This window comes from Alcanivorax sp. NBRC 101098 (assembly GCF_001010505.1).
GTDB lineage: Bacteria > Pseudomonadota > Gammaproteobacteria > Pseudomonadales > Alcanivoracaceae > Alcanivorax > Alcanivorax borkumensis.
The window spans coordinates 2,290,570-2,314,058 of record NZ_AP014613.1 but is presented as its reverse complement, the minus strand read 5'-3'; the positions used below and the strand labels follow the sequence as shown (position 1 = coordinate 2,314,058).

At 55.7% G+C, this 23,489-nt stretch carries 22 protein-coding genes; 9 read left to right on the top strand and 13 right to left on the bottom strand.

The features are described 5' to 3' along the window. Window position 1: 1 nt before the first annotated feature. Together AS19_RS10470 and AS19_RS10465 are read left to right on the top strand one after the other, a co-directional pair. Window positions 2–1,354, top strand: coding sequence for an ATP-binding protein (locus AS19_RS10470; protein WP_231860791.1), 1,353 nt, complete (start codon window positions 2–4; stop codon window positions 1,352–1,354). Continuing rightward, complete coding sequence (locus AS19_RS10465; RefSeq protein ID WP_011589310.1) at window positions 1,347–1,895, top strand: response regulator transcription factor; 549 nt, start codon at window positions 1,347–1,349, stop codon at window positions 1,893–1,895. Before AS19_RS10470 ends, AS19_RS10465 begins: the two co-directional genes overlap by 8 nt. An 87-nt stretch (window positions 1,896–1,982) precedes the next feature. Here AS19_RS10465 and AS19_RS10460 read toward each other — a convergent pair whose 3' ends face one another. The 3 genes from AS19_RS10460 to AS19_RS10450 are packed head-to-tail and all read right to left on the bottom strand — an operon-like array spanning window position 1,983 to window position 3,338. Continuing rightward, window positions 1,983–2,363, bottom strand: coding sequence for a DUF3301 domain-containing protein (locus AS19_RS10460; RefSeq protein WP_231860783.1), 381 nt, complete (start codon window positions 2,361–2,363; stop codon window positions 1,983–1,985). Continuing rightward, entirely contained in the window at window positions 2,321–2,878 is a 558-nt protein-coding gene (locus AS19_RS10455; protein WP_035459155.1) for a DUF1415 domain-containing protein, read from the bottom strand. Before AS19_RS10455 ends, AS19_RS10460 begins: the two co-directional genes overlap by 43 nt. Before the next feature lie 4 nt (window positions 2,879–2,882). Next, a complete protein-coding gene (locus AS19_RS10450; RefSeq protein ID WP_011589307.1) occupies window positions 2,883–3,338 on the bottom strand; it encodes an MOSC domain-containing protein in 456 nt (151 codons plus the stop codon). Between the two features lie 337 nt (window positions 3,339–3,675). Between AS19_RS10450 and trpE the strand changes: the two genes are divergently transcribed. The 4 genes from trpE to trpC are packed head-to-tail and all read left to right on the top strand — an operon-like array spanning window position 3,676 to window position 7,626. After that, a complete protein-coding gene (gene trpE / locus AS19_RS10445) occupies window positions 3,676–5,166 on the top strand; it encodes an anthranilate synthase component I (protein ID WP_011589306.1) in 1,491 nt (496 codons plus the stop codon). Window positions 5,167–5,168: 2 nt separating this feature from the next. Next, complete coding sequence (locus AS19_RS10440; RefSeq protein WP_035459151.1) at window positions 5,169–5,771, top strand: aminodeoxychorismate/anthranilate synthase component II; 603 nt, start codon at window positions 5,169–5,171, stop codon at window positions 5,769–5,771. Beyond that, window positions 5,768–6,820, top strand: a complete 1,053-nt coding sequence (gene trpD / locus AS19_RS10435) for an anthranilate phosphoribosyltransferase (protein WP_011589304.1) — start codon at window positions 5,768–5,770, stop codon at window positions 6,818–6,820. Before AS19_RS10440 ends, trpD begins: the two co-directional genes overlap by 4 nt. Window positions 6,821–6,831: 11 nt before the next feature. Further along, a complete protein-coding gene (gene trpC, locus AS19_RS10430; protein ID WP_011589303.1) occupies window positions 6,832–7,626 on the top strand; it encodes an indole-3-glycerol phosphate synthase TrpC in 795 nt (264 codons plus the stop codon). Window positions 7,627–7,882: 256 nt separating this feature from the next. On the opposite strand, the gene crp is transcribed toward trpC, so the two are convergent. Continuing rightward, window positions 7,883–8,512: a cAMP-activated global transcriptional regulator CRP gene (gene crp, locus AS19_RS10425; RefSeq protein WP_011589302.1), complete on the bottom strand. Its 630-nt coding sequence runs from the start codon at window positions 8,510–8,512 to the stop codon at window positions 7,883–7,885. Window positions 8,513–8,836: 324 nt separating this feature from the next. Here crp and AS19_RS10420 point away from each other — a divergent pair, with 324 nt between their 5' ends. Both AS19_RS10420 and speD read left to right on the top strand, forming a co-directional pair. Continuing rightward, entirely contained in the window at window positions 8,837–9,253 is a 417-nt protein-coding gene (locus AS19_RS10420; RefSeq protein WP_011589301.1) for an OsmC family protein, read from the top strand. Window positions 9,254–9,380: 127 nt separating this feature from the next. After that, window positions 9,381–10,211, top strand: a complete 831-nt coding sequence (gene speD, locus AS19_RS10415) for an adenosylmethionine decarboxylase (protein WP_011589300.1) — start codon at window positions 9,381–9,383, stop codon at window positions 10,209–10,211. Between the two features lie 107 nt (window positions 10,212–10,318). On the opposite strand, the gene coq7 is transcribed toward speD, so the two are convergent. After that, a complete protein-coding gene (coq7, locus tag AS19_RS10410; protein ID WP_011589299.1) occupies window positions 10,319–10,978 on the bottom strand; it encodes a 2-polyprenyl-3-methyl-6-methoxy-1,4-benzoquinone monooxygenase in 660 nt (219 codons plus the stop codon). A gap of 165 nt (window positions 10,979–11,143) precedes the next feature. Here coq7 and AS19_RS10405 point away from each other — a divergent pair, with 165 nt between their 5' ends. After that, window positions 11,144–12,625, top strand: coding sequence for an AAA family ATPase (locus AS19_RS10405; protein ID WP_011589298.1), 1,482 nt, complete (start codon window positions 11,144–11,146; stop codon window positions 12,623–12,625). Between the two features lie 30 nt (window positions 12,626–12,655). Here AS19_RS10405 and AS19_RS10400 read toward each other — a convergent pair whose 3' ends face one another. The 8 genes from AS19_RS10400 to prmA form a co-directional block, all read right to left on the bottom strand. Beyond that, a complete protein-coding gene (locus AS19_RS10400; protein ID WP_011589297.1) occupies window positions 12,656–15,469 on the bottom strand; it encodes a hybrid sensor histidine kinase/response regulator in 2,814 nt (937 codons plus the stop codon). Continuing rightward, entirely contained in the window at window positions 15,429–16,496 is a 1,068-nt protein-coding gene (locus AS19_RS10395) for a cyclic nucleotide-binding domain-containing protein (RefSeq protein ID WP_046962055.1), read from the bottom strand. The genes AS19_RS10400 and AS19_RS10395 overlap by 41 nt, the downstream gene beginning before the upstream one ends. 70 nt (window positions 16,497–16,566) lie before the next feature. Beyond that, complete coding sequence (purD, locus tag AS19_RS10390) at window positions 16,567–17,853, bottom strand: phosphoribosylamine--glycine ligase (RefSeq protein ID WP_173425774.1); 1,287 nt, start codon at window positions 17,851–17,853, stop codon at window positions 16,567–16,569. 126 nt (window positions 17,854–17,979) lie between these two features. Then, window positions 17,980–19,557 (bottom strand): bifunctional phosphoribosylaminoimidazolecarboxamide formyltransferase/IMP cyclohydrolase, encoded by a 1,578-nt coding sequence (gene purH / locus AS19_RS10385; RefSeq protein WP_035459133.1) that lies wholly within the window; start codon window positions 19,555–19,557, stop codon window positions 17,980–17,982. Window positions 19,558–19,651: 94 nt separating this feature from the next. Next, the gene (gene fis, locus AS19_RS10380; RefSeq protein ID WP_007148571.1) at window positions 19,652–19,936 is read right to left on the bottom strand and encodes a DNA-binding transcriptional regulator Fis; all 285 of its coding nucleotides are present in this window, start codon (window positions 19,934–19,936) and stop codon (window positions 19,652–19,654) included. 44 nt (window positions 19,937–19,980) lie between these two features. Then, window positions 19,981–21,021: a tRNA dihydrouridine synthase DusB gene (gene dusB / locus AS19_RS10375; protein ID WP_011589292.1), complete on the bottom strand. Its 1,041-nt coding sequence runs from the start codon at window positions 21,019–21,021 to the stop codon at window positions 19,981–19,983. A gap of 118 nt (window positions 21,022–21,139) precedes the next feature. Next, complete coding sequence (locus AS19_RS10370; RefSeq protein ID WP_046962054.1) at window positions 21,140–22,345, bottom strand: zinc-ribbon and DUF3426 domain-containing protein; 1,206 nt, start codon at window positions 22,343–22,345, stop codon at window positions 21,140–21,142. Between the two features lie 170 nt (window positions 22,346–22,515). After that, entirely contained in the window at window positions 22,516–23,397 is an 882-nt protein-coding gene (gene prmA / locus AS19_RS10365; protein WP_035459129.1) for a 50S ribosomal protein L11 methyltransferase, read from the bottom strand. Window positions 23,398–23,489 lie beyond the last annotated feature (92 nt).

Below are 23,489 nucleotides of genomic sequence, written 5' to 3'. Positions count from 1 at the left end.
CATGTCATCGTCCTCACCCTCTAAGACTGCTCCATCGGGATCGTTATTTTCTGCACTGCGCCGCAGTAGCGACGACCTGACCGGCCGCAAGAACCTGCAGTTACTGATACAGCTGCGCTGGATTGCCATGTTTGGCCAGTTCGCCACTATTTTGGTGGTTAATTACGGCTTTGATATTGAGCTACCCGTGGCGCAAATGCTGATGGTGCTGTTTGGTCTGCTGTTGCTCAATGCGGTCAGTTTGTTGCGAATGAGGCTGCCAAAGACCATTGGCAATACCGAGTTATTCCTTTCCCTGCTGATTGATGTGGCCACGCTGACCATGCTGTTGGCGTTGAGCGGCGGTGCTTCGAACCCGTTTGTGTTTCTGTATTTACTGCAAGTGATTCTGGGTGCGGTGTTGCTGGAGGTGTGGTCTACCTGGGTGATTCTGGTGACCACCACATTGTGCTTCGGCTGGCTGGCCTGGTATGGCCACCCATTGCCTATGCCGTTGGATCATTCCGAAGGGCTATTCAGTCTTTATATCGAAGGCATGTTTATCTGTTTTGTGCTCAATGGTGTGCTGCTAGTGGTTTTCATTAACCGTATTACCCGTAATCGACGTCAGCGTGACGAGCATCTGGCACAGTTGCGCCAGCGAGCAGCAGAAGAAGAGCACATTGTGCGTATGGGGTTGTTGGCTTCCGGCGCGGCCCACGAGCTGGGAACGCCGCTGGCGACCCTGTCCGTGATTCTGGGTGACTGGAGGCACATGGAGCCGTTCAAATCCAATGGTGATTTGGCCCAGGAAATTACTGAGATGCAGACACAGGTACTTCGCTGCAAATCTATTGTTAGCGGTATCTTGTTATCGGCGGGGGAGGCACGGGGGGAATCTTCAGAAGGAACTACGGTACGCGCGTTTCTGGATGATTTGGTGGACGAGTGGCGCGAAACGCGCCCGGTGAAAGATTTTTCTTATAGCAATGAGTTTGGGGAAGACCTGAGTATCGTGTCCGACTCAGCCCTCCGGCAGAGCATTCATAATGTATTGGATAACGCACTGGAAGCCTCGCCACATTGGGTGCGGCTGAGTGTGTACCGTGAAGGTAAAACCCTGCTGGTGTCGGTGGCAGACCGGGGGCCGGGCTTCGCACAGGCAATGCTCGACAATCTTGGTCGCCCCTATCAGTCCAGCAAGGGGCGACCGGGCAGTGGCCTTGGGCTGTTTTTAGTGATGAATGTACTGCGCACGTTAGGGGGGAATCTGAAAGCGAGTAATTTGGTGCAGGGCGGCGCATTAGTAACGTTGTCTTTGCCACTTTCCGTGGTCGCCCTGAAACAGGAAAGAGGAGAAACCAACGGTGACTGATACGTTGCAGGACGAAAAACTGCTATTGATTGTAGAAGATGATGACGCCTTTGCTCGCACCTTGACCCGTTCGTTCGAGAGGCGAGGATATCGAGTTATTCATGCGGATAGCTTGGAGTCGATGCAGGCTTTGCTAAAAAGCCATGAGCCTGGTTTTGCCGTAGTCGACCTGAAGCTTAAGGGTGACTCGTCTGGATTGGCCTGCGTGCAGGCGTTGCACGAGCATGCTGAAGACATGCTGATTGTGGTGCTTACAGGCTATGCCAGTATTGCTACGGCAGTGGAAGCGGTGAAGCTGGGAGCCTGCCATTACCTAGCGAAGCCCTCCAATACGGATGATATTGAAGAGGCCTTCAGCCGGGCGGAGGGTAATGCCGAGGTGTCCCTTACCGCACGTGCCACTAATCTCAAGACTCTGGAGTGGGAGCGCATCCACGAAACGCTGGCGCAAACGGGGTTTAATATCTCAGAAACCGCCCGCCGCCTTGGTATGCACCGTCGCACTTTGGCCCGCAAGCTGGAAAAACAGCGGGTTAAGTGAACACTGCCAACATCAATGGCCGAGCCCACGTTCTCAGATCAGTGTGGAGGCCATGCTTTGCCATCAGCCCCATCTACGTTAGCCGATTTAATGAAGCTCTTCCGGCGGAGGGGTGTAGCGGTGGGGAGGTAACTCGACCCGCTGAGTGACGCCACCCTGCACTACGGTGCGGCCTTCGTAACGTTCCTCGCCGGTGACGGTAAATTCGAACCGATAGATGCGGGTGATGCGTCTTTTGCCGTGGTTATCTTTGCTCAGGGTGAGCTTTTCCAGGCCAACGCTTTCGTCAAGAAATTCCAGTTTTTGTCGCTCACAAAAGCGTCGGGTCGCGACCAACGCCCGCTCACGGATGCCGTGGGAACGCCAGAACAATGCGCCGATCATGACCAGCGCGGTGATTAATAACACATCAGACAGATCCAGGTTCACCGGTGTGCCCCCGGCAGGCCGCCAAACAGGGCCTGCCACTGAGCCTCGTTAAGGCCATTGAGTGTTGCCATGTTCCGTTCGGGAATCTGTTCCGGATTCGGGTAGCTGGCGAGCCCTTTGTCCAAACTGGCTTCGCGTAGGATGTGTAGAATCGGGTAGGGTGCCCGGTTGGTGTAGTTCTCCGGGTCGTCGGCAGTGGTATCGGCGAATTGGTAAGCGGGGTGAAAGCTGGCGATTTGATAGGTGCCTTCCCAGCCTTGCTGTTCTAGCAGGCCATCGGCTAGATCTAATACGTCATTGTAGTCGAGAAAATCGTCTAACTGGTCGGTAATGATCAACAGCGTGGTGTCCACTTCTTCTGCAGATACGCGATCCATGTGGTCCAGTTCTTCGTGCAGATCCCCCAGCAAGGTTTCCACATTACGGCTATCGCTAACGGCAAAGCGTACCTGCCCGGCGGTGAAGGGCTTGCGCGCAAAAGGGCACAGGTTCAAGCCGATGACCACCTCTTCGAGCCATTGGCGGGTCTGGTTGATCGGGCAGGTTTTTTCCATGTCGTTAATCCGGTATTTCAATATTATCGCCAACGCGAACCACGCCGCTGGATAGAATTTCACAGCGCAGGCCGCCACGGCCCAGTAGGGCGTTGATCACTTGTTTAGGCGTTAGATCGCCTGCTAGCAGCTGACCGACTACAGAGCAGGGTTCGCAAAGCTCAATGCCGCGCAAGCGGATGTTGCCGAGCTGAAATTCACGCCCTTCCAATGCATTGAGGTCAACCCCTTTGGTCAATACGTTACGCCGCAGGGTTGATGGAACAACCTGTTGCTGATATTCGCGGTTGAAGCTGTCGATGGCCTCTGATTCGATCAGGGTGATTTGTTCTTCTGGTTTGGCATTGCGTCGATAGTGGCGGTCGCCAACGATGCCACAACCCGCACGCAGCTGTACCGCAGGCTGATTTTCCACCGGGCCACGGGACTGGCTGGCGGTGTAAAGGGCGAGGATTCTCATGGAACTCCGGGGCTGACGCCTAAGGCCGGTCGCTGAAGTACGCACATCGCACATATTGACGCGCCAGTTTAGCAGTTTCTTCCGAGTTTTCAGCGTCTAGCCTCTGGCGTCCTCATTAGCTAGAATCCACATCAATACTAATGATTGAGAAAGGACGTCCCTTGGACTGTGCCCTGAGCGACAATCCGCTTTTCCTCCTCACACCTGCTCGCTGGCGATGGTGATGCTCTCCCTGTGTCTGTACTGACACGTCTTTTGATTATTTTTCCTCTACAATTATTGCTCTAGATCGCGGTCCACCTAAGTGCTGGGCCGTAGCGAAATGCTAAGGACAATTATGTCACCACAAGAACTGGATCGTTTTGCCCAGCAGGGCTATACCCGGGTGCCCGTGGTTCGCGAAGTATTGGCGGATTTGGATACGCCGCTGTCGGCCTATCGTAAGCTGGCGTCTGGCCCCTACACCTACCTGTTTGAATCGGTGCAGGGGGGCGAACGGTGGGGCCGGTATTCCATTATTGGCCTGCCGGCCACAGAGGTGGTGCGGATTACTGGCCAGCAGGTGCAGGTCGATGGCCCAGAGGGGCGTCAGCATTACGAAGCGGCTGACCCTATTAGCTGGGTGGAAGAGTATCGAAAAGCCTATCGTAGCCCAGACTTGGAGGGCTTGCCCCGTTTTAATGGCGGCCTGGTGGGGTATTTCGGTTACGACAGCGTGCGGTATTTCGAGCCACGCTTGGGGCCGGCACCTGGCGAGGATGTGCTGGGGGTTCCGGATATCCTGCTGATGCGGTCCGAGGAGGTGGTGGTCTTCGATAACCTGCGCGGGGCGCTGTTCCTGGTGGTGCATGTGGACCCGAAAGAAGACGGGGTACTGATGCGCGCCGAGCAGCGGCTAGAGGCGTTGGAAAGCCAGCTGCGCGCTCCCTTGTCGGAGCCGGCACATACCGTTTACGGCGAGCCAGTGGACGAAAACGATTTCCACCATGAATTTCCGCAAGACGCTTTCAAGGCGGGTGTGGAAACCATCCGCGAGTACATCCTGGCGGGGGACGTGATGCAGGTGGTGCCGTCCCAGCGCATGAGTTGTCCGTTTCAGGCGCCGGCGCTGGATTTGTATCGTGCCCTGCGTTACCTGAATCCGTCGCCTTACATGTTCTATCTGGATCTGGACGATTTTCATATCGCCGGCTCTTCGCCGGAAATTCTGGCTCGCGCTGAGCAGGGGCGAACCACGGTGCGGCCACTGGCGGGCACGCGCAAACGCGGTGCCAATGAAGCGGAAGATTTGGCGCTGGAAAAAGACTTGCTGGCGGACCCGAAGGAAATTGCCGAGCACCTGATGCTGATTGATTTGGGGCGCAACGATATTGGCCGTGTCTCTAAGGCGGGCAAGGTGGAGGTTTCCGACCAGATGGTCGTGGAGCGTTATTCCCACGTGATGCATATTGTGTCCAATGTGGACGGCGAGCTACGCGAAGATTTGGGGCCGCTGGATGTGCTGCGTGCCACCTTCCCGGCGGGCACCCTGAGCGGTGCGCCGAAGATCCGCGCTATGGAAATCATTGACGAACTGGAGCCCACCAAGCGCGGCGTCTACGGGGGTGCAGTGGGGTATATCGGTTTTAACGGCGATATGGACACGGCTATCGCTATCCGTACTGCAGTGATCAAGGATCAACGCCTGTACGTGCAGGCTGGGGCAGGGATTGTGGCCGACTCCGTGCCGCAGTCTGAATGGGACGAGACCATGAATAAAGCCCGGGCAGTATTCCGAGCGGTAAACATGGCATTGGGTGGTCTCAACCTGGCAGACGGAGGACAGTAATAATGCGCGTGCTGATGATCGATAATTACGACAGTTTTACCTACAACCTGGTGCAGTACCTACAGGAGCTGGGTGCTGAGGTGCTGGTGCACCGCAACGACCAGATTAGCCTGGAAGAGATTGAACAGCTGAACCCTGATCGGTTGATGATTTCCCCTGGCCCTTGTACCCCCAATGAAGCGGGTATCTCCCTCGCAGCGATTAAGCACTTTGCTGGCAAGCTGCCGATTCTTGGTGTGTGTTTGGGGCATCAGGCGATTGGGCAAGCGTTTGGGGGCCAGGTCATTCGGGCCCGCCAAGTGATGCATGGTAAAACCTCGCCGATTTACCACAATGGTGAGGGCGTGTTCCGTGATTTGCCATCGCCCTATACGGCAACTCGCTACCATTCTCTGGTGGTGGAAAAAGACAGCCTTCCGGATTGTTTGGAAATGACGGCCTGGACTCTGAAAGACGATGGCAGCGTCGATGAAATCATGGGTATGCGTCACAAGACGCTGCCGATTGAAGGGGTGCAATATCACCCTGAGTCTATTTTGAGTGAGCACGGTCATGCCCTGCTTGAGAATTTTTTAAAGCTGGATGAGCAGGGGGAAGGGGCATGAATATTCCGCAAGCGCTGGCCAAAGTGGTCGATAATATTGATTTGAGCATCGAGGAAATGCGCGATGTGATGGGCCAGGTGATGACCGGTGGCGCCACCGATGCACAGATTGGTGCACTGATGGTCGGCCTGCGGATGAAAAGCGAATCTCTGGATGAAATCACTGGCGCCGTTATGGTTATGCGCGAGCTGGTTACCGGGGTGACGGTGGAGAACCGTCAGTATCTGGTGGACATCGTCGGTACCGGCGGCGATGGCGCCAATTTGTTCAATGTGTCCACCGCCAGTAGTTTTGTGGCCGCGGCCGCCGGTGCCCATGTGGCCAAGCACGGGGGCCGTTCGGTGAGCTCGCAAAGTGGTTCCGCTGATCTGTTGGAAACGGCGGGTATTGCGCTGGACCTAAGCCCGGCACAGATTGGCCAATGTGTGGATAATGTTGGTGTCGGCTTCATGTTTGCGCCGAACCATCACAAGGCTATGAAGTATGCCGTGGGGCCGCGCAAGGAGCTGGGTATGCGCACCCTGTTTAATATTCTCGGTCCGATGACCAACCCGGCCGGGGTTCAGCGGTTGGTGATGGGTGTATTCTCGGAAAAGCTGTGTCGTCCGCTGGCGGAAGTCATGGGGCGCCTGGGTGGCGAGCACATCATGGTGGTGCACAGTAAAGACGGCCTGGATGAGATCAGCCTGGCGGCACGTACTCATGTGGCGGAGTTCAGGGATGGTGAGGTGAAAGAGTACGACCTGACACCGGAAGATCTTGGGCTGGGATCCGATTCCCTGGTCGGCCTTGATGTAACTGACTCAAAAGCGTCTTTGGCGCTGATCAAAGATGCGTTTGGCAAGCGCACCACAGAAGCCGCTTGCAAGGCTGCAGACATGATTGCCCTGAACGCGGGGGCGGCCATTTATGTCAGTGGTATTACTCGCACTCACAAGGAAGGGGTCAGCATGGCGGAAGACCTGATCCACAATGGAGAAGCGGCAGAACGCATGCGCGAGCTGGCCCAGTTCAGCACGGCCCTCAAGGTTGGCGACGAATCCCATTAAGGAGCGAGGTTATGAGCACAGGCACCATTCTCGATAAGATTATCGCCCGCAAGCAGGAGGAGATTGCCATTGGCAAGAACCATTATACGCTGGGTGATCTACAGTCCATGGCAGACAACCAGCGCAAGGCACGAGGGTTTATTTCCAGCCTATTCGGCCGGGTGAAGGAGCATCAGCCAGCGGTGATTGCGGAGATCAAAAAGGCCTCTCCCAGCAAGGGCGTGATCCGAAATGATTTTGATCCGGTATCCATTGCCCGCAGCTACGAAGCTAACGGTGCGGCTTGTCTGTCGGTACTTACTGACAAGGATTTTTTCCAGGGCGATGAACATTACTTACGTGCAGCTCGTAACGCGGTAAACCTGCCGGTGTTGCGCAAGGATTTCATGATTGATCCGTGGCAGATTTTTGAGTCCCGAGCCATGGGGGCAGATGCGGTGTTGTTGATTGCGGCAGCGCTGTCCGATGCGCAGATGGATGAGTTATATCATGCTGCTCAACAGGCCGGATGCGACGTGTTAGTGGAAGTGCACACGGAAGAGGAATTGCAGCGGGCGATAGCGTTGAACGCAGAGCTCATCGGCATCAACAACCGTAATCTGCATACCTTCGAGACCAGCCTGAATACTACGTTGACTCTGGCTCAACAGGTGCCGGGTGACCGTATGGTGGTGACTGAAAGTGGAATCCACTCCAGTGCAGACGTGAAGCTGATGCGTAACAACGGCATCCATAGTTTCCTGGTCGGCGAAGCCTTTATGCGTGCCGATGACCCGGGGGCTGAACTCAAGAAACTGTTCTTCTGATTTATAGGCCTCGTCGTTTCAATTGAGTGTTGTTGGGCAGTGCAAGCCGGTAGGCGGTGGTTAGCTTGAGGTATTGTTTTTAGCGTCCACGTTTTCAGGCTTTCTGTGCCCTCGGGTAAAATTATCTGCCTGCGCAGGTACGTTCAGCCCGTGTTGAACAGGCAAGAGATGAAAACGAAAGAGGCCGCGCTAATGGTTGGGCGCGGCCTCTTTGCGGTGAATTGGCAGAACATCCATTCGCGTTTGAACGTGTAGCTTACCTAGTACCGTACACCACCATGGTTTTGCCTTTTACGGAGACCAAGCCCTGTTCTTCTAGGTTTTTGAGTACCCGGCCTACCATTTCCCGGGAGCAACCGACGATGCGACCGATTTCCTGGCGAGTGATTTTGATCTGCATGCCGTCTGGGTGTGTCATTGCATCGGGTTGTTTACATAGGTCTAGCAGGGTGCCCGCGACACGGCCGGTGACATCCAGAAATGCCAGATCGCCCACTTTGCGAGTGGTGGCGCGTAGGCGGCCCGCAATTTGGGCGGATACGGTGAACAGGATATCTGCGTCTTCACGTGCCAACTGCCGAAATTTTGGGTAACTAACTTCGGCAACTTCACATTCTGTCTTGGCTTTTACCCAAGCAGAGCGGGAGGGGTCGTTTTCAAATAGACCCATTTCACCGAAGAAATCCCCTTCATTAAGGTATGCCATGATCATCTCGCGACCATCGTCGTCCTCGATCATTACCGTCACAGAGCCTTTGAGGATGTAATACAGCGCATCCGATTCATCACCAGCATAGATGATGGTGCTCTTCGCCGGGTACTTGCGGCGGTGGCACTGGGCCAAAAAGTGGTCCAGATTTGGGATGATTTTGTTGCCGTTCATCATGGGAGCTCAGTCTTTGAAACCAGAAAAATGTCTTAGTTATAAGCCTATGGATACTGCCTGTTTTTATGAGTTATGCCAAGAGGACAGGTTCTTTATCGTGGTTTTCACATGGTTAATGGGAACCAAGTTATTATTAAACAACGTTTTTTCTCTATATACGCCAATTTCCTAGGGGGGGTAAAAATAGAGAAAATATTCCCAATAGTCTGCTCTGAAAAGGGTGGCGTGAGGCCCGCGCTATGGTACTCTGCGCCCCCTTCAAAGGCGGGCGCACTCAGGCTTTCGGTTTGTGTTCGGGATGGGGTGACATACTAGGAGAGCGCCATGAAAGCAGTGGTTAAATGGCAGGGTGAAGCTTGCTATGAGGCGGAGACAGAAAGCGGCCATAAGGTGCTGATGGATGGTCCGCCGGATCATGGTGGTCAGAACCGCGGGCCGCGCCCCATGGAAACCTTGTTGTTGGGGGTGGGTGGTTGCTCCTCCTTTGATGTGATTCATATTCTTAAGAAGTCCCGTCAGGACGTGACCGACTGCCGGTGTGAATTAACCGCAGAGCGTGCTGACGAGGTCCCGGCGGTGTTTAGCAAGATCCACCTGCATTTTATTGTCAGCGGTAACAGCTTGAAGGAAGCCCATGTGAAAAGGGCGGTCGAGCTGTCGGCAGAAAAATATTGTTCTGCCAGCATTATGCTGACTCGCGGTGGTGTTGAGATCACCCATAGTTATACCATTGAAGGCTGAGGCGGCCTGCAGGCGTTTCGGTAATGGCAATATGCCGGCCAGGCCGGTGATTGTGGTGACATCCTTTGGGATGTTGCAAACAAGGTAGCCGCTAGGGTTGCGGTGGTGTGTTTGTCTTAACGTGGCGATGAAACGCCCATGGGGTAAGGCTGTGGTGAAAGATCCCAATCCCAAGATTACGGTTCACGGTTTCAATAACCTGACCAAATCCTTGAGTTTTAATATTTTTGATATCGCTTACGCAAAGACAGAACAGCACCGTCAGGAATATATCGAATATATTGACGAGCTGTATAACGCGGAGCGTCTCACCGAGATTCTCACCAACGTAACCAATATCATTGGCGCCAATATTTTGAATGTGGCTCGCCAGGATTATGAGCCTCAGGGTGCCAGTGTGACCATGCTGATTGCTGAGCATGAAACTCCACCTGTTGGGACCGACTGGGACGAAGAAGGGCCAGGGCCGTTGCCAGAGACGGTCGTTGCTCATCTGGATAAGAGCCATGTGACGGTACATACCTATCCTGAGTCGCACCCGGATAATGGCATCTCCACTTTTCGGGTCGATGTGGACGTGTCGACCTGTGGGGTAATCTCCCCGCTGCGTGCGTTGAACTACCTAATCCACAGTTTCGATTCCGATATTGTCACGGTGGATTACCGGGTGCGTGGAATGACTCGTGATCTGGATGGCACCAAGCACTACATTGATCACGATATTAATTCGATCCAGAACTTCCTGACTGAAGATACCCAGAACGCTTATCAGATGATCGACGTGAATGTGTATCAGGAAAATATCTTCCACACCAAGATGTTGCTGAAAGACTTCGATATTGATAACTACTTGTTTGGCGCCGGTAGGGATGAATTCGCACAAACCGAGTTAGACCAGATTGAAGAGCGGATGAAGACTGAGATGCTGGAGATTTTCTACAGCCGTAACTTGGGATAAGCCTGCAGCAAGCTTCCACGTAACACGCAGAATAAAAAAGCCGCGCCCGTACAGGGTGCGGCTTTTTTTGTTGCTGGACGCCGGCTACAGAGTGGTTAGAGCGTTGATTAGATCCTGTAGGTGGTGAATGTCATCACCTTACTCATTAGCGTCATGGCGTGGCGTACCGGTGAGGGGAGGTCGGCGCCGCCGGCGTCCTTAGCGGTGACCGCGTGCTTGAGTTCGTCGGTTTTCATTTGCTCAAGAATGGCGCGGGTGCGCAGGTCGCTTTCTGGCACCTGGTACAGGTGGGATTCCAGATGTTTGACTACTTGATTCTCTGTTTCGGTGACAAAGCCTAGGCTCCAGCGGTCGCCGATCAGGCCAGCGGTGGCACCCACTGCATAGCTCATGGCATAGAACAGCGGATTAAGCTTGCTGGGCACGCCGCCGAGCTCCTGAATGCGCTCTTCGCACCAGGCTAGATGGTCTTCCTCTTCCCGTGCGGATTCTTCCATGGCGTGGCGAATATGCGGCAGGCTGGCGGTACTGGCTTGGCCTTGATAGAGCGCCTGGGCGCAGACTTCTCCGGTATGGTTAATACGCATTAGCCCCAGCACGTGTCGGCGCTGGTCGCTGGGCAGGGTGCCGGCTTCCGGGGCGTCCGGCGCTGGAGCGGCATGGGCGGGCGTTCGCTCTGCCTGGGTGGTGCCAGGGGTCAGGGTTCGCAGGGCGTTATCAGCGCGGGCGAGTAGCTTGTCCAGAGGAGACAGTCGGCGTTCAGTCATGGCAAATTATCGCTGGCAGGCAAGCAAGCCAAAGGCTTGCAGCGTGAAAAGTGAGTGGCTCCTAGTGTAGCCTAAGAATGGCTGAATTGAAGCACCCTACCGACTAGACAACATAACAAGGGCCTGTGTGCCAGCGTATTGCGTGAAGCGTGCAAGCAATAATGCATGAGTGACCTGAATGACCTGAAGATGCTGTTGGAGTCCCGCTATCCCATTGTGGTGATTGAAACCTGGGAAGAGCTGCGGGCGCTGGATTTGATTCGTCGCTTGGGCATGCTTGAGGGCCGACCAGTGTTTGCCTGGAATGCGGTGGATGGCTTACGCAGGCTGGAGTTGGAACAGAGCCCCAGCCAAAAACACACCATTGAGCCCGATGCCATGCTGGGACAGATTCGCGCTACTAACGAACCGGGCATCTATGCGCTGTGTGATTTGCATCCCTATCTGGATGGGGAGCCAAAGCCTATACGCTTAATCAAGGAAATCGCGCTTCATCATGAGCGTTTACACCACACCTTGGTGCTGGTTAGCCACGAATTCACCATCCCGCCTGAGTTACGCCGCTACTGTACGCGTTTTAATTTGTCTATGCCGGATGAAAAGCAGCTGGAGCATATTGTTCAGGATGAAGCGCGCCGCTTCAAAAAGGAACGCGGCGAGCGGGTTCGTGCCGACAGAGCTTCATTGGAGCGTTTGGTGCGCAATTTACGTGGGTTGAGCGTGGAGGATGCTCGCAAACTGGCCCGTGGGGCTATTATCCATGATGGGGCTATCACCGAGGAAGACTTGCCGGAGGTGAATAAGGCCAAGTTTGCACTAATGGAAATGGACGGGGTGCTTAGCTATGAATACGACACCGACAGCTTTGCCAATGTGGGTGGGCTGCAGGGCCTGAAAGATTGGTTGGGCAAGCGCGAAGGCGCCTTTCAGGATGGTCAGGGCCAAGCTATCGACTCGCCCCGTGGGGTGATGCTGGTAGGTGTGCAGGGTGGTGGTAAAAGCTTGGCCGCCAAGTCGGTGGCGGGGCTTTGGGGCTTACCATTGTTGCGGTTGGATATGGGCGCCATATACAACAAATTTTTCGGTGAGTCCGAGCGCAATGTGCGTGAGGCGTTGGCGATGGCGGAAACTATGTCGCCTTGTGTGTTGTGGATAGACGAAATCGAGAAGGGCATTGCGGTAGGAGATAACGATGGGGGTACTTCGCGCCGGGTGTTGGGCACGTTGTTAACGTGGATGGCAGAAAACCGCAGCAAAGTCTTTATGGTGGCGACGGCTAACGATATTGAACGGTTGCCTCCAGAGCTTATTCGCAAGGGTCGACTGGACGAAATTTTCTTTGTTGATTTGCCTTCCTGTGAGGTGCGCAAAGATATTTTCTGCATCCACTTGAACAAACGTGGGCAGCAGACCAATGCCTTCGATTTGTCCCGTCTAGCTCAGTGCAGCGATGGTTTTACTGGTGCCGAGATCGAGCAAGCGGTGGTGGCCGGGTTATACAGTGCAGGGGCGGCAAATCAGCCCCTGGATCAGGCCTTGCTGGAAGCGGAGCTGGCGGCCACGGTGCCGTTGTCGGTAACCATGGCGGAATCGCTGGGCCGTCTGCGGCAATGGTGTCAGGGGCGAGCAGTCAGTGCCGGGGGGTGACTCGGGGTTGATGGCTTTGAGCCTAGGATTTCATCCATTGGTCTGCTCAGTTGTGTGTGCTGCGTTGGAGGGTTGCTGAGCTGTCTCCGGAGGGGCGGATTGGGTAAAACGCACGAGGGTATTGCGTAATACGTTTAGCTCCACGGGCTTGGGTAGGTGGGCGTTCATGCCGGCGGCTAGGCTGCGGTCCTTGTGCTCACGCAGAATGTGTGCGGTTAACGCCACAATCGGTACCGCCGGAAGGTCTTGTTTCTGTTCGTGCTCGCGAATCATGCGAGTGGCTTCAAAGCCATCCATTTCCGGCATTTCGCAATCCATTAAAATGAGGTCGTAACGTGTCTTGCTAGCCAGCTCTAGCGCTTCCTTGCCGTTGGAGGCGATGTCTGCTTTCAGGCCTAATTTACCCAGCATGCCGCGAATCACTTTCTGGCTAAGGTAATGGTCCTCCGCCACCAGCAGTTTCAGCCCTGGATCCAGTTTGCGCTGAGGCTCGGGCTGCACGGTTGCGATCTGATGGCAAAGTCCAAGTTCTTCCGCCAGGGCCTGACGCAGCCGTGGGGCAGAAACCGGCTTTGATAGTACCCGGTGGATACCCACGTTGCGGGCCTGGGTGGCGGTGGGGGCATTGTTGATGCCGGTTAACATCACTAGCACGGTGGGATGCATGATGACCGGGTCTTCATGGATACGAGCAGCCAACTGCATGCCGTCGATGCCTGGCATGTGATGGTCGAGCACCACTACATCGTACGGCTCATTGATATTGGCCTGGGTTCGCAGTGAAGCCAGTGCTTCGCGGGGGTCGTGGCAGGCAGTGACACGCATGCCCCAGGACAGCGCATGGTGACGCAGTACCCGGGTCACGGTAATGGAATCGTCGACCACTAGAAGGCTGCGTCCGGCGAGGAGGGAGGTGTCCACGTTGGCGTTGGGGGTCGAGGTATTTTCCGCCGGCAGAGATACTACGAACCAATAGTGTACATCTCTATGATCTTGCAGAGTGCCCATGCGCCCGCCTAGCACTTCTATCAGCTGCTCGGCAATGGCCAGGCTCAGATGGCTGCTCTTGTTCTGCCTTTGGTTGTCGCGCAGTCGCTCCAGTGTTTCTTCGTTCATGGCGCTGCCGGTGAAGCCGAAGCGCACCCGATCTGCCTGGCCGGTGGGCTCCATGGAAACGTCGATAACCAGCTCTCCGGGGTAGCCGTGACGAATCAGGGCGCCCATTAAGTTGATGACGATCTGGCGAAGCCGCCCGGCATCCCCAATGACTCGGCTGGGCACGTTAGTATGAACATGGGTAATCAATTCGATCTGCTTTTCTTCGGCCCGCTCTTTGAATAAATCGATGGCTTCCATGATCAGATCGTGAATATCCAGTGCGCTATGGTTGATGTCTTTGCCACTGGTGGAAAGTTGGGAATGCTCAAGCACGTCATTGATGATGCGCAGCAGATTGTCGCCGGCATTCTGGATGGCGCTTACACATTCGCGCTGGTTGGGTGTTAGCGGGGTGTCAGCCAGAATCTCCGACATACCGAGAATACCGCTGAGAGGGGTGCGGACATCATGGCCGATCCGTGACAGGGTTTCCCGGCGGGTGGCATCCACGGTTTCCGCCACGGTTTGTGAACGTTTTTGCTCGATATGAAGGAGCGCCTGATGGCGATGGCTGAGCCGTAAACCGACCTCCAGCGTCACCGCTTCTAGAATGGTGCTGGCCAGTAACCATTGCGGCAGTTCCGCACTGGTTTGCAGAACACCCAAGTAGGCCAGGCACACTAACATGACGGGGCCGCTGGCCAGTACGGAGGTAAGGAAAAATAACCCGCCATCATTTAATTCTCGCTGCCAACTGATATAGCCGAGAATCAGTAACAACAATACGGCTAAACTAGCGAGGACAAAGCTGGTGCCAGCGGCCAGCCCAACCGGTAGCAACAGTGTTAGGGGGATTACGACTAGTGCTCCCCACTTCACTATTAGGGTGATGCGATGCAAAAGAGGGGCTATCTCGGACAGGTCGAAGAAGGAGCGTGCCACTCCAGTGGAGGCAAACAGGGCGATCATTATCATAGAGAACAAAATGTGAGGCTGAACGGTGCTGTTCTCTGTCAGTGACTGGGGAAGGAATCCCGCCAGCACTAAGCTGATAGCGAGTACGCTGAGAATAAATACGCAATGATAAAAATAAGTTTGTTCACCACGCATGATGCCGGACATTAGATTGTAGATAGCGAGAATGAGTAAGGCGCCCGTTAAAATCATGTACACCGCGGTGGTAGCACTCTGTTGTTTTAGGTGGGCATTAATGTTGTTCAGGGTTAGACCATAGGTGAGGTATCCCTGTGGCTGCAGTTGTAGGTAGATCAGCTGCCGTTCGCCGGTAGGTAGGTGTAGTCGGTAGCCGGCATTTCGTCCGGGGATACGTTGATCTTCGCTGGCCTGGGTGTAATGGCCGTTAGGGCCAGGAAGGAACACGCGGGCATCGGGGTTGCCTTTGAGGATTAGTGCGTAGTCTTGCCTGTTGCTCAGCTCATTCTGCAAGGCTACGCGTACCCACCATTTGCCATCACAAATCCCTAGCCGTTCAATGTAGCGTGTGGCGGGCTGGAAAAGATTGCTGGTCGACGGTTGGCTGATGGTGTCGATATCGCTGTTGCCGTCGGCGTCACGGTAATATTCGGAATAGATAGTAATGCGAGCCTGATCCGGTTCGCTGTGAATCACAAAAGGGGGAGGCGCATCTGCGAAAACGCTATTGGTTATGCCGCATAACGCGAGGACTAATAGCCAGAATAGCGATTCAGGCTTGAATAGCCTTTGCATTGGTTTGTTGTTTTGCATCCGTCGGTTTTCCCCGGTCAAGCACATAGGCACTTAAGCCTGCTTCGGAGAGGATATAGGCTCCGAGCTCGCTACGTCGACCATCACCGCATACTACGTAGAAAAAATCCTTTTCTAAGTTTAAAGCTTCGCGGCGTAATTCATTGAGCGGTAGGTTGCGGGCGCCTGGAGTTCGGTCATGGCGAAACTCCATGGGCAAGCGGACATCCACCAAGATGCAGGCTGCTTCTGCCTCAAGCACCATGGTGTCCAGTTCGTCTTCGGTGAGGTGGCGAATCACCGAATCTTGCAGTATTGCTTGAAAGTCACTTTTCCCTAGGCACATCAGTACGCCATCGCTGGTCATGGTAATGGTGGCATTACGAGGGCTTTCACTGATCAAAGCATCCTCACCGAAGAAGCGACCGGCGGAGAGGGCGGCGAGAGTTTCCTGCTTGGCACCTTTGATGCGGGTAACCATGGCTTTGCCCTGTTTGATCACGAACAGGGTGTCGCCGTGGTCGCCTTCTTTGACAATGACTTCACCTAGTTGAACTTCGCGTTCCTGGAATTTTACGAACAGGCTGTGAATCATGGCCGGTGGCACGGCTGAGAACAGTTCCGATGAAAGCAGCGCGTCCATCCAGTCCCGTTCATTTGCATCGTCCTCATCGTCCAGCATGGACTCGGCGGCTTGGGTCCACGTCATCAGCAGGTCGAGCTTGGTGCGGTCGATGGCATACAAAGTGGTGGCTTCGGCGGTTATCGCATTGATGGTGTGTTCGGCGTAGTTGTCGATAGCCAGGTAATTTTCATCGTCGTCGGCGGTAAAATGGCGTACCTGAAAACTGGCATCGGTGAGATCCAGCGAACCTTTAATCAGGAAGTAGGCCTTGTCGCTGCTTTGGCCGCGCTTGAACAGGAGCCGGCCAGGGGCAATCTTGATGACGCTGATTTGGCCCTGGATTTCATTGCGGTGGGATTCGCTCAGGCAGTCAAAAGGAATGAAATTCTCAAGACGTGACATATCCGCCGTTTGATTCGACATGGCAACCCCCGAAGGTGTGTTGATGGGTGAGCCGGAGCCGGCTCACCTTTAATTCTTAGTTGCCTGTACTTTATGCTTTTTCGCGGGCCACTGCACGGTAGCCAATGTCGGAACGATACTGGGCATTACGCCATGTGATCTGCTTCACACCCTCGTAGGCATTGGCCTGGGCTTCACCGACGGTGTCGCCGACACCGGTGATGCAGAGCACCCGCCCGCCACTGGTAACCACCTGGCCGTCTTGTTCGGCGGTCCCGGCGTGGAAGACCTTCACAGTATCAGAATCGGCCTGATCCAGCCCCTTGATGGCATCCCCCTTGTCGTAGCTATCCGGGTAGCCGCCAGCGGCCATTACCACACCTAGCGTGGGACGTGGATCCCATTGAATCTCGGCCTGATCCAGCTTACCTTCCAGCGCGGCCAGACATAGCGCAGCCAGGTCGGACTGCAGGCGCATCATGATGGGCTGAGTTTCCGGGTCGCCGAAGCGGCAATTGTATTCGATTACTTTGGGGGCACCGTCTGGGTTGATCATCAAGCCCGCGTAGAGGAAGCCGGTGTAGGGCATGCCTTCGGCGGCCATGCCTTCTACGGTGGGGGTGATGACTTCGTCCATGATGCGTTTGTAGACCGCGTCGGTGACCACCGGCGCCGGGGAGTAAGCGCCCATGCCGCCGGTGTTGGGGCCCGTGTCGCCGTCGCCGGCTCGCTTGTGATCCTGGCTGGTAGCCATGGGCAGAACGTTTTTGCCATCGACCATGACGATGAAGCTGGCCTCTTCGCCTTCGAGAAACTCTTCGACCACTACACGGTGGCCGGCATCGCCAAATTTGTTGCCGTCAAGCATGTCGCGTACGGCATCTTCCGCTTCCTGCAGAGTCATGGCGACGATCACACCTTTGCCTGCGGCCAGCCCATCGGCCTTGATCACGATAGGAGCGCCCTGTTCGCGCACGTAGGCCAGCGCTTCATCCATGTCAGTGAAGTTGCCGTAGGCGCCGGTGGGAATGTTCTGCCGGGCCAGAAAGTCTTTGGTGAAGGCTTTGGAGCCTTCCAGTTGTGCTGCAGCCTTGCTCGGACCGAAGCACTTCAGGCCATTTTCCTGGAAGGTGTCGACCAAACCCTCTACCAGTGGCGCTTCCGGGCCAACAATGGTCAGGTCGATGCTATTGTCTTTGGCAAAGGCCAGCAGCCCGGGTTGATCCAGTACGTCCAGGGCCACATTTTCGAGCTTGGCTTCGCGGGCGGTACCCGCGTTGCCGGGGGCAACGAAGACGGTTTCTACCTGCTCGGCTTGAGCCACTTTCCATGCCAGGGCATGCTCGCGGCCACCGCCGCCAATGATGAGTACCTTCATGGGGTGATCCATTTGCTATGAATGGTTAATCCTGATCGCGTGTCGTGATCGGCGACGAGCTTGACGCCAGAGGTCCAACGCGGGACCGGAGGGTCGCTTCATGCGTTGGACGTCTGGCGGCCAGCGTTAATGCCTGAAATGGCGCATGCCGGTGAAGACCATGGCCATGCCGGCTTCGTCGGCGGCGGCAATAACTTCTTCATCGCGAATCGAGCCGCCGGGCTGGATTACGCAGCTGATTCCTACCTTAGCCGCGTTGTCGATGCCATCGCGGAACGGGAAGAAAGCATCGGAGGCCATTACGGAGCCTTCCACTTGCAGGCCAGCATGTTCTGCTTTGATAGCCGCAATGCGCGCAGAGTTGACCCGGCTCATCTGGCCGGCGCCCACGCCTACGGTTTGACGATCTTTGGCGTAAACAATGGCATTGGATTTGACGAACTTAGCCACTTTCCAAGCGAAGATCAGGTCGTGCATTTCGGCTTCAGTGGGCGCGCGCTTGGTGACCACCTTCAATTCACCTTCGGTGATCATGCCGAGATCGCGATCTTGCACCAGTAGCCCGCCGTTGACGCGTTTGTAGTCCAGGCCAGAAGCCGCTACACCCTCCATTTCACCACACACCAGTACTCGCACATTCTTTTTGGCGGCGGTGATGGCCAGGGCTTCTTCTGTGGCGCTGGGGGCGATAATCACTTCGACAAACTGGCGATCAACGATGGCCTGGGCGGTGGCGGCATCCAGCTTGCGGTTGAAGGCGATGATGCCGCCGAAGGCGGATTCGGTATCGGTGGCGAAGGCCAGATCATAAGCTGTGGTAATGCCATCTAGGCTCACCGCCACCCCACAGGGGTTGGCGTGCTTGACGATTACACAGGCCGGCTTGGTGAAGCCTTTTACGCATTCCAGTGCGGCGTCGGTATCAGCGATGTTGTTGTAGCTTAGTTCTTTGCCCTGCAGCTGTTTCGCGGTGGCGATGGATGCCGGGGCCGGGTTGCGCTCGGTGTAGAAGGCCGCTTTCTGGTGCGGGTTCTCGCCATAACGCATGTTCTGGGTTTTTTCGAAGTTCAGGTTAATGGTACGCGGGAAGTCCAGATTGCTCATACCATCCTGTCCTTCGACTTTCTTGCCAAAGTAGTTGGCAATGGCACTGTCATAGGCGGCGGTGTGCTCGAACGCTTTGATGGCCAGGTCAAAACGCAAGTCATCAGACAGCGCGCCGTTGTTGGCGGCCATGTCGTCGAGTACGCGCTGGTAGTCGGCGGCATCAGTCACAATGCCAACGCTGGCATTGTTCTTGGCGGCAGAACGAACCATGGTCGGACCGCCAATGTCGATGTTCTCGATGGCGTCTTCCAGAGAGCAATCCGGGTTGGCCACGGTGGCCTCGAAGGGGTAAAGGTTGACCACCACCAGATCAATGGGGCTGATGTCGTTGTCGGCCATGACCTGTTCGTCCTGGCCGCGACGGCCAAGGATGCCGCCGTGCACTTTAGGGTGCAGGGTTTTTACCCGGCCGGCCATCATTTCCGGGAAACCGGTGTAGTCGGAGACTTCGCGTACGGCGATGCCGGCCTCCTGCAGTTTCTTGAAGGTCCCGCCTGTGGACAGCAGTTCCACGCCCTTGTCAGCTAGGGCCTGGGCGAATTCGACGATACCGGTTTTATCGGAAACACTGATCAGTGCACGTTCAACATTGCTCATGGGGTTTCACCAAGTTGCGAAGTCTTAATTAATACGAGGGCTAGAAACAAAAAAAGGGCAGTGTGGTCACTGCCCTTGGTGTTACGGGTCTGTATTACAATAGACCGTACTGCTTGAGTTTCTTGCGCAGAGTGCCGCGGTTCAGGCCCAGTAGCTCAGCGGCTTTGGTCTGGTTACCACGGGTGTACTCGAGCACTTTCTCAAGCAGGGGAATTTCCATTTCAGCCAGCACCATCGGGTAGAGCTCGCTCACGGCTTCGCCGTCCAGCTGGTTGAAATAATCGTTTAGCGAACGTCGCACACAATTGCGCAGCGTGTCGTGGGTTTCGCTGCGCGCAATAGTAAGATGCGGCTGCTTTCGTGCTTCAGCGGTGTTCATTTCAGTAAGTGTCCGTGCAGCGGCTGTGTTAACTGAAGAAAGGGTCATGCGGCCAGGGCTCCGTTTTTCTTCCGGGCAGACACCTCGCCATAACGACCGAAGCGAACTCGGTCGGTAGTGGCGCTTATCTGTTGGAAAAACTGCTCGATTGCCACGCGTTGATCGGTGGCATTTTCCAGTGTGTTAAACCCGCGCCGGAAGTCTTCCCCATTGGGCAGGTTCTGTGTGTACCAGCCCAGGTGCTTGCGTGCGATACGTACCCCCATGAACTCACCATAAAAATCATGCAGTTCGTACAGGTGCTGTTGCACGCAATCATGGACTTCCGTTACTAACGGCGCTGCGGGCAGCGAGCCGTGCTCGAGGTAATACAGGGTGTCCCGGAAGATCCACGGGTTACCCTGAGCAGCGCGGCCGATCATGATACCATCGGCGCCGGTGGATTCCAGTACCCGTTTGGCTTTTTCCGGACTATCCACGTCTCCATTGGCCATGATCGGAATGTTCACCGCATCCACCACCTGTTTGATAGTGGCGTATTCGGCGTCACCGTTGAACTTGTCGGCGCGGGTGCGCCCGTGAATGGCAAGGGCTTGAATGCCCGCAGTTTCGGCGATGCGGGCAATGTCGATGGCATTGCGCTGATCGCGATCAGGGCCGGTACGGATTTTCAGGGTAACGGGGACATTTACCGCCTGAGTCACTGCATCGAGGATGCGCGCGACTAGGTCCGGGTCGGCTAGCAGGGCAGACCCCGCGGCGCGTTTGCACACTTTTTTCGCCGGGCAGCCCATATTGATGTCAATAATCTGGGCGCCATGCTCCACGTTGGCGCGGGCCGCCTCTGCCAGCATTGCCGGCTCTCCGCCGGCGATCTGTACCGAGATGGGGCCTGGTTCGCCGCTATGGTCTAACCGTTGGCGAGACTTTCGAGAGTTCCACAGACGGGTGTCCGAGGTCACCATTTCCGACACCAGCAGGCCGGCCCCCAGGTCTCTGCACAAGCGCCGGAATGGGCGGTCCGTGACGCCGGCCATGGGGGCTAGAATCAAGGAGTTCGGCAGGTTATAGGGTCCGATCTGCATGGCGCCGGGCTTGGGGTGTCTAAGAGGGGGAACAATGATAGAGATCGGAGGCTAGGGATGAAAGGCCCGTCTGCCATCAGGCGACGGGCTGTCGATTTTGCGCTGGCGATGGTGCCGGCTAGCGCTGGGAGAGCGGTTCTCCGCCTTGGGGGGGCGGCAGCAGGCGAAGGTTGTAGCTCACGGCCTGCTCGCCCGGATCCACAATTTCCAAAGAAATATGCAATGGCGTGCGTGTGGGCATGATGCCCATGCCGTGTAGCTCTCCTTGCAGGTATTCCTTGGGGAAAAAGCGGCGGCTGGCTACAGGGCGGCCATTCAAGGTGCTAAAGCTCAGTTCCAGTTCCGGGAAAGGTTGTGGGTACTTGGCTTCATTAAACAGGATGGCGTCAACAATCAGCGCATTGGCATAGTTCGGGTGGCTGCGAACCACTAGGTTGGTGCCGCGCACCTTGGTGATGTCGGAGCGACTCGGTAGTTGGCAGCCAAGTATCCCGCAGGCCTGTTGGTACAAGGGGCGCCATTGTGGGCTGCGAGCCAGATCGTCGAAGTTGAAGAAGGTGTACTGGCCAATCAATGTCACTAAGGCGATCCCCGAGAGGGACGTCCATTTAATCAGCTCGCCCCAGTCCCGCTGCTGGCGGAAATGAGTGTGGCGTTCGTGAACCGGTTTGTCCGAGGAGCTTGGTTTTTCATAATGGTCATCAGCAAACAGATCCAGCCCGACAAATAGGCTGTTATCGTCGTCTTCTGATAGAGACGGTGACTGTTCGCTGGTTTTTGTGCTGGGAGCGTTAGGTGTCTGCTGCTTTGGTGACGGTGAGTGGCTGGCGGCTGTCCCGGGTGATGGAGGGGCTCCATACGTGGTATTGGCAGCAGCTGGCTCGTCTTCTTCCAATTCTTGCAGTAGGGCTTCGGCCCAGGATTCATCCGCATTTTCATGGTGGTTGGCGCGGCCTGCGCCTTGCATGTCGGTGAAATCTTCGCCTAGTCCGAGGTCGGTGTCCTCTACATCTACATTCATGAATGAGTCACTGAGCTCCATCCCGTGAATGCTCAGGCTCTCGGCATCGTCATCGTCATCGGCTAATGTCTGAGTATTTTTGGGCAGGTTGTTGTCAACGTCGGACCCGTCCAGCGCGCCAGCCCAGCGATTTTTTTGGGGCTGCTGCTGGGCGTCGGCAGGATCGATCAGGTAATCGCTGGCCTGAAAAATCTGCAAGCATGAGCCGCACCGAACCGCACCGCGCGCCTGTTTCAAATGTTCATCGGTGATCTTGAACTGGGCTGCACAATGGGGGCAGCGGGTTTTGTATTGGCTGGCCATGGCTTTCGCCTGAATTGTTATTGGAAGAAGAGAGGTGGCACGTTGCACGCTTTGGGGTTCGGGCAACGAAGCAATCCGAGCATCGCATGCAGATGATTTAGGTATGTTTTACAGAAAAAGCAGGACAAGCCGCAAGGACTTGTCACTCAGTTTCTTTTGAAAGTCTGGTTTTAGCGGGCCCGCCGTACCCCGTCGATGCGCACCCAGTCACCTTGTTGGGTGGTGGGGTTGAGTTCAAACCAAGGCTCGTAGGCAGTGCGTACGCTATCTGCTTGTTCAGCAAGAATGCCAGACAGGGCCAGTTTGCCGCCGGCCCGGCAGTAACGGGCTAGTAACTCGGAGAGCTCAACCAGCGGCCCGGCGAGTATGTTGGCCACCAGAATGTCACACTGATAATCTTGGGGCATTTGTTCGGGCAGGAACAGGGTTAGAGATTCGGCTACGCCATTGTTGTGGGCATTGTCATGACTGGCGATCAACGCTTGAGGGTCAATATCGGTGCCGGTGGTATCGCCGGCGCCCAGCAGCAGAGCGGCGATGGCCAGTACTCCAGAGCCACAACCGAAGTCGAGTACGGTTTTGTTGTGCAGGTCGGTGCTATCCAGCCATTGTAGGCACAGGGCAGTGGTTTCATGGGTGCCGGTGCCGAAGGCTAGGCCTGGGTCTAGCTTCAAGTTGACCGCCGCTGGGTCCGGGGCTTCGCTCCAGCTAGGAATGATCCACAGCCGTTCACCGAATTGCATGGGTGAAAAATCATCCATCCAGGCCCGCTCCCAGGCCTGATCTTCCAAGGTTTCGTGGTGGCTGGCTTGTGCTTCTAGTCCTTGGGCTGTGAGGGCGTTAAGAATCTGCTCCGGGGTATGGTTCTGCTCGAACAGGGCGCTGACCACCGTATTCTGCCATAGCGGGCGAGTGCCCGGCGGCGGTTCGAACACAGGTTGGTCGGCACCGTCGGTGAGGGTCACGGCCACGGCACCGAGGTTTTCCAGTGCAGCCTGAAAGGCATCGGCGTGCTGTTCGGTGGTGGCAAGGTGGAGTTGAAGCCAGGCCATGTTGTCGCTTCGCTCTAGTTGAGAGTTAACCGTTAAAAGTGCGAGGGGGTAATTTTGTAGTGTCTGTAACGCAAGAGGCCGCGCCCAAACGC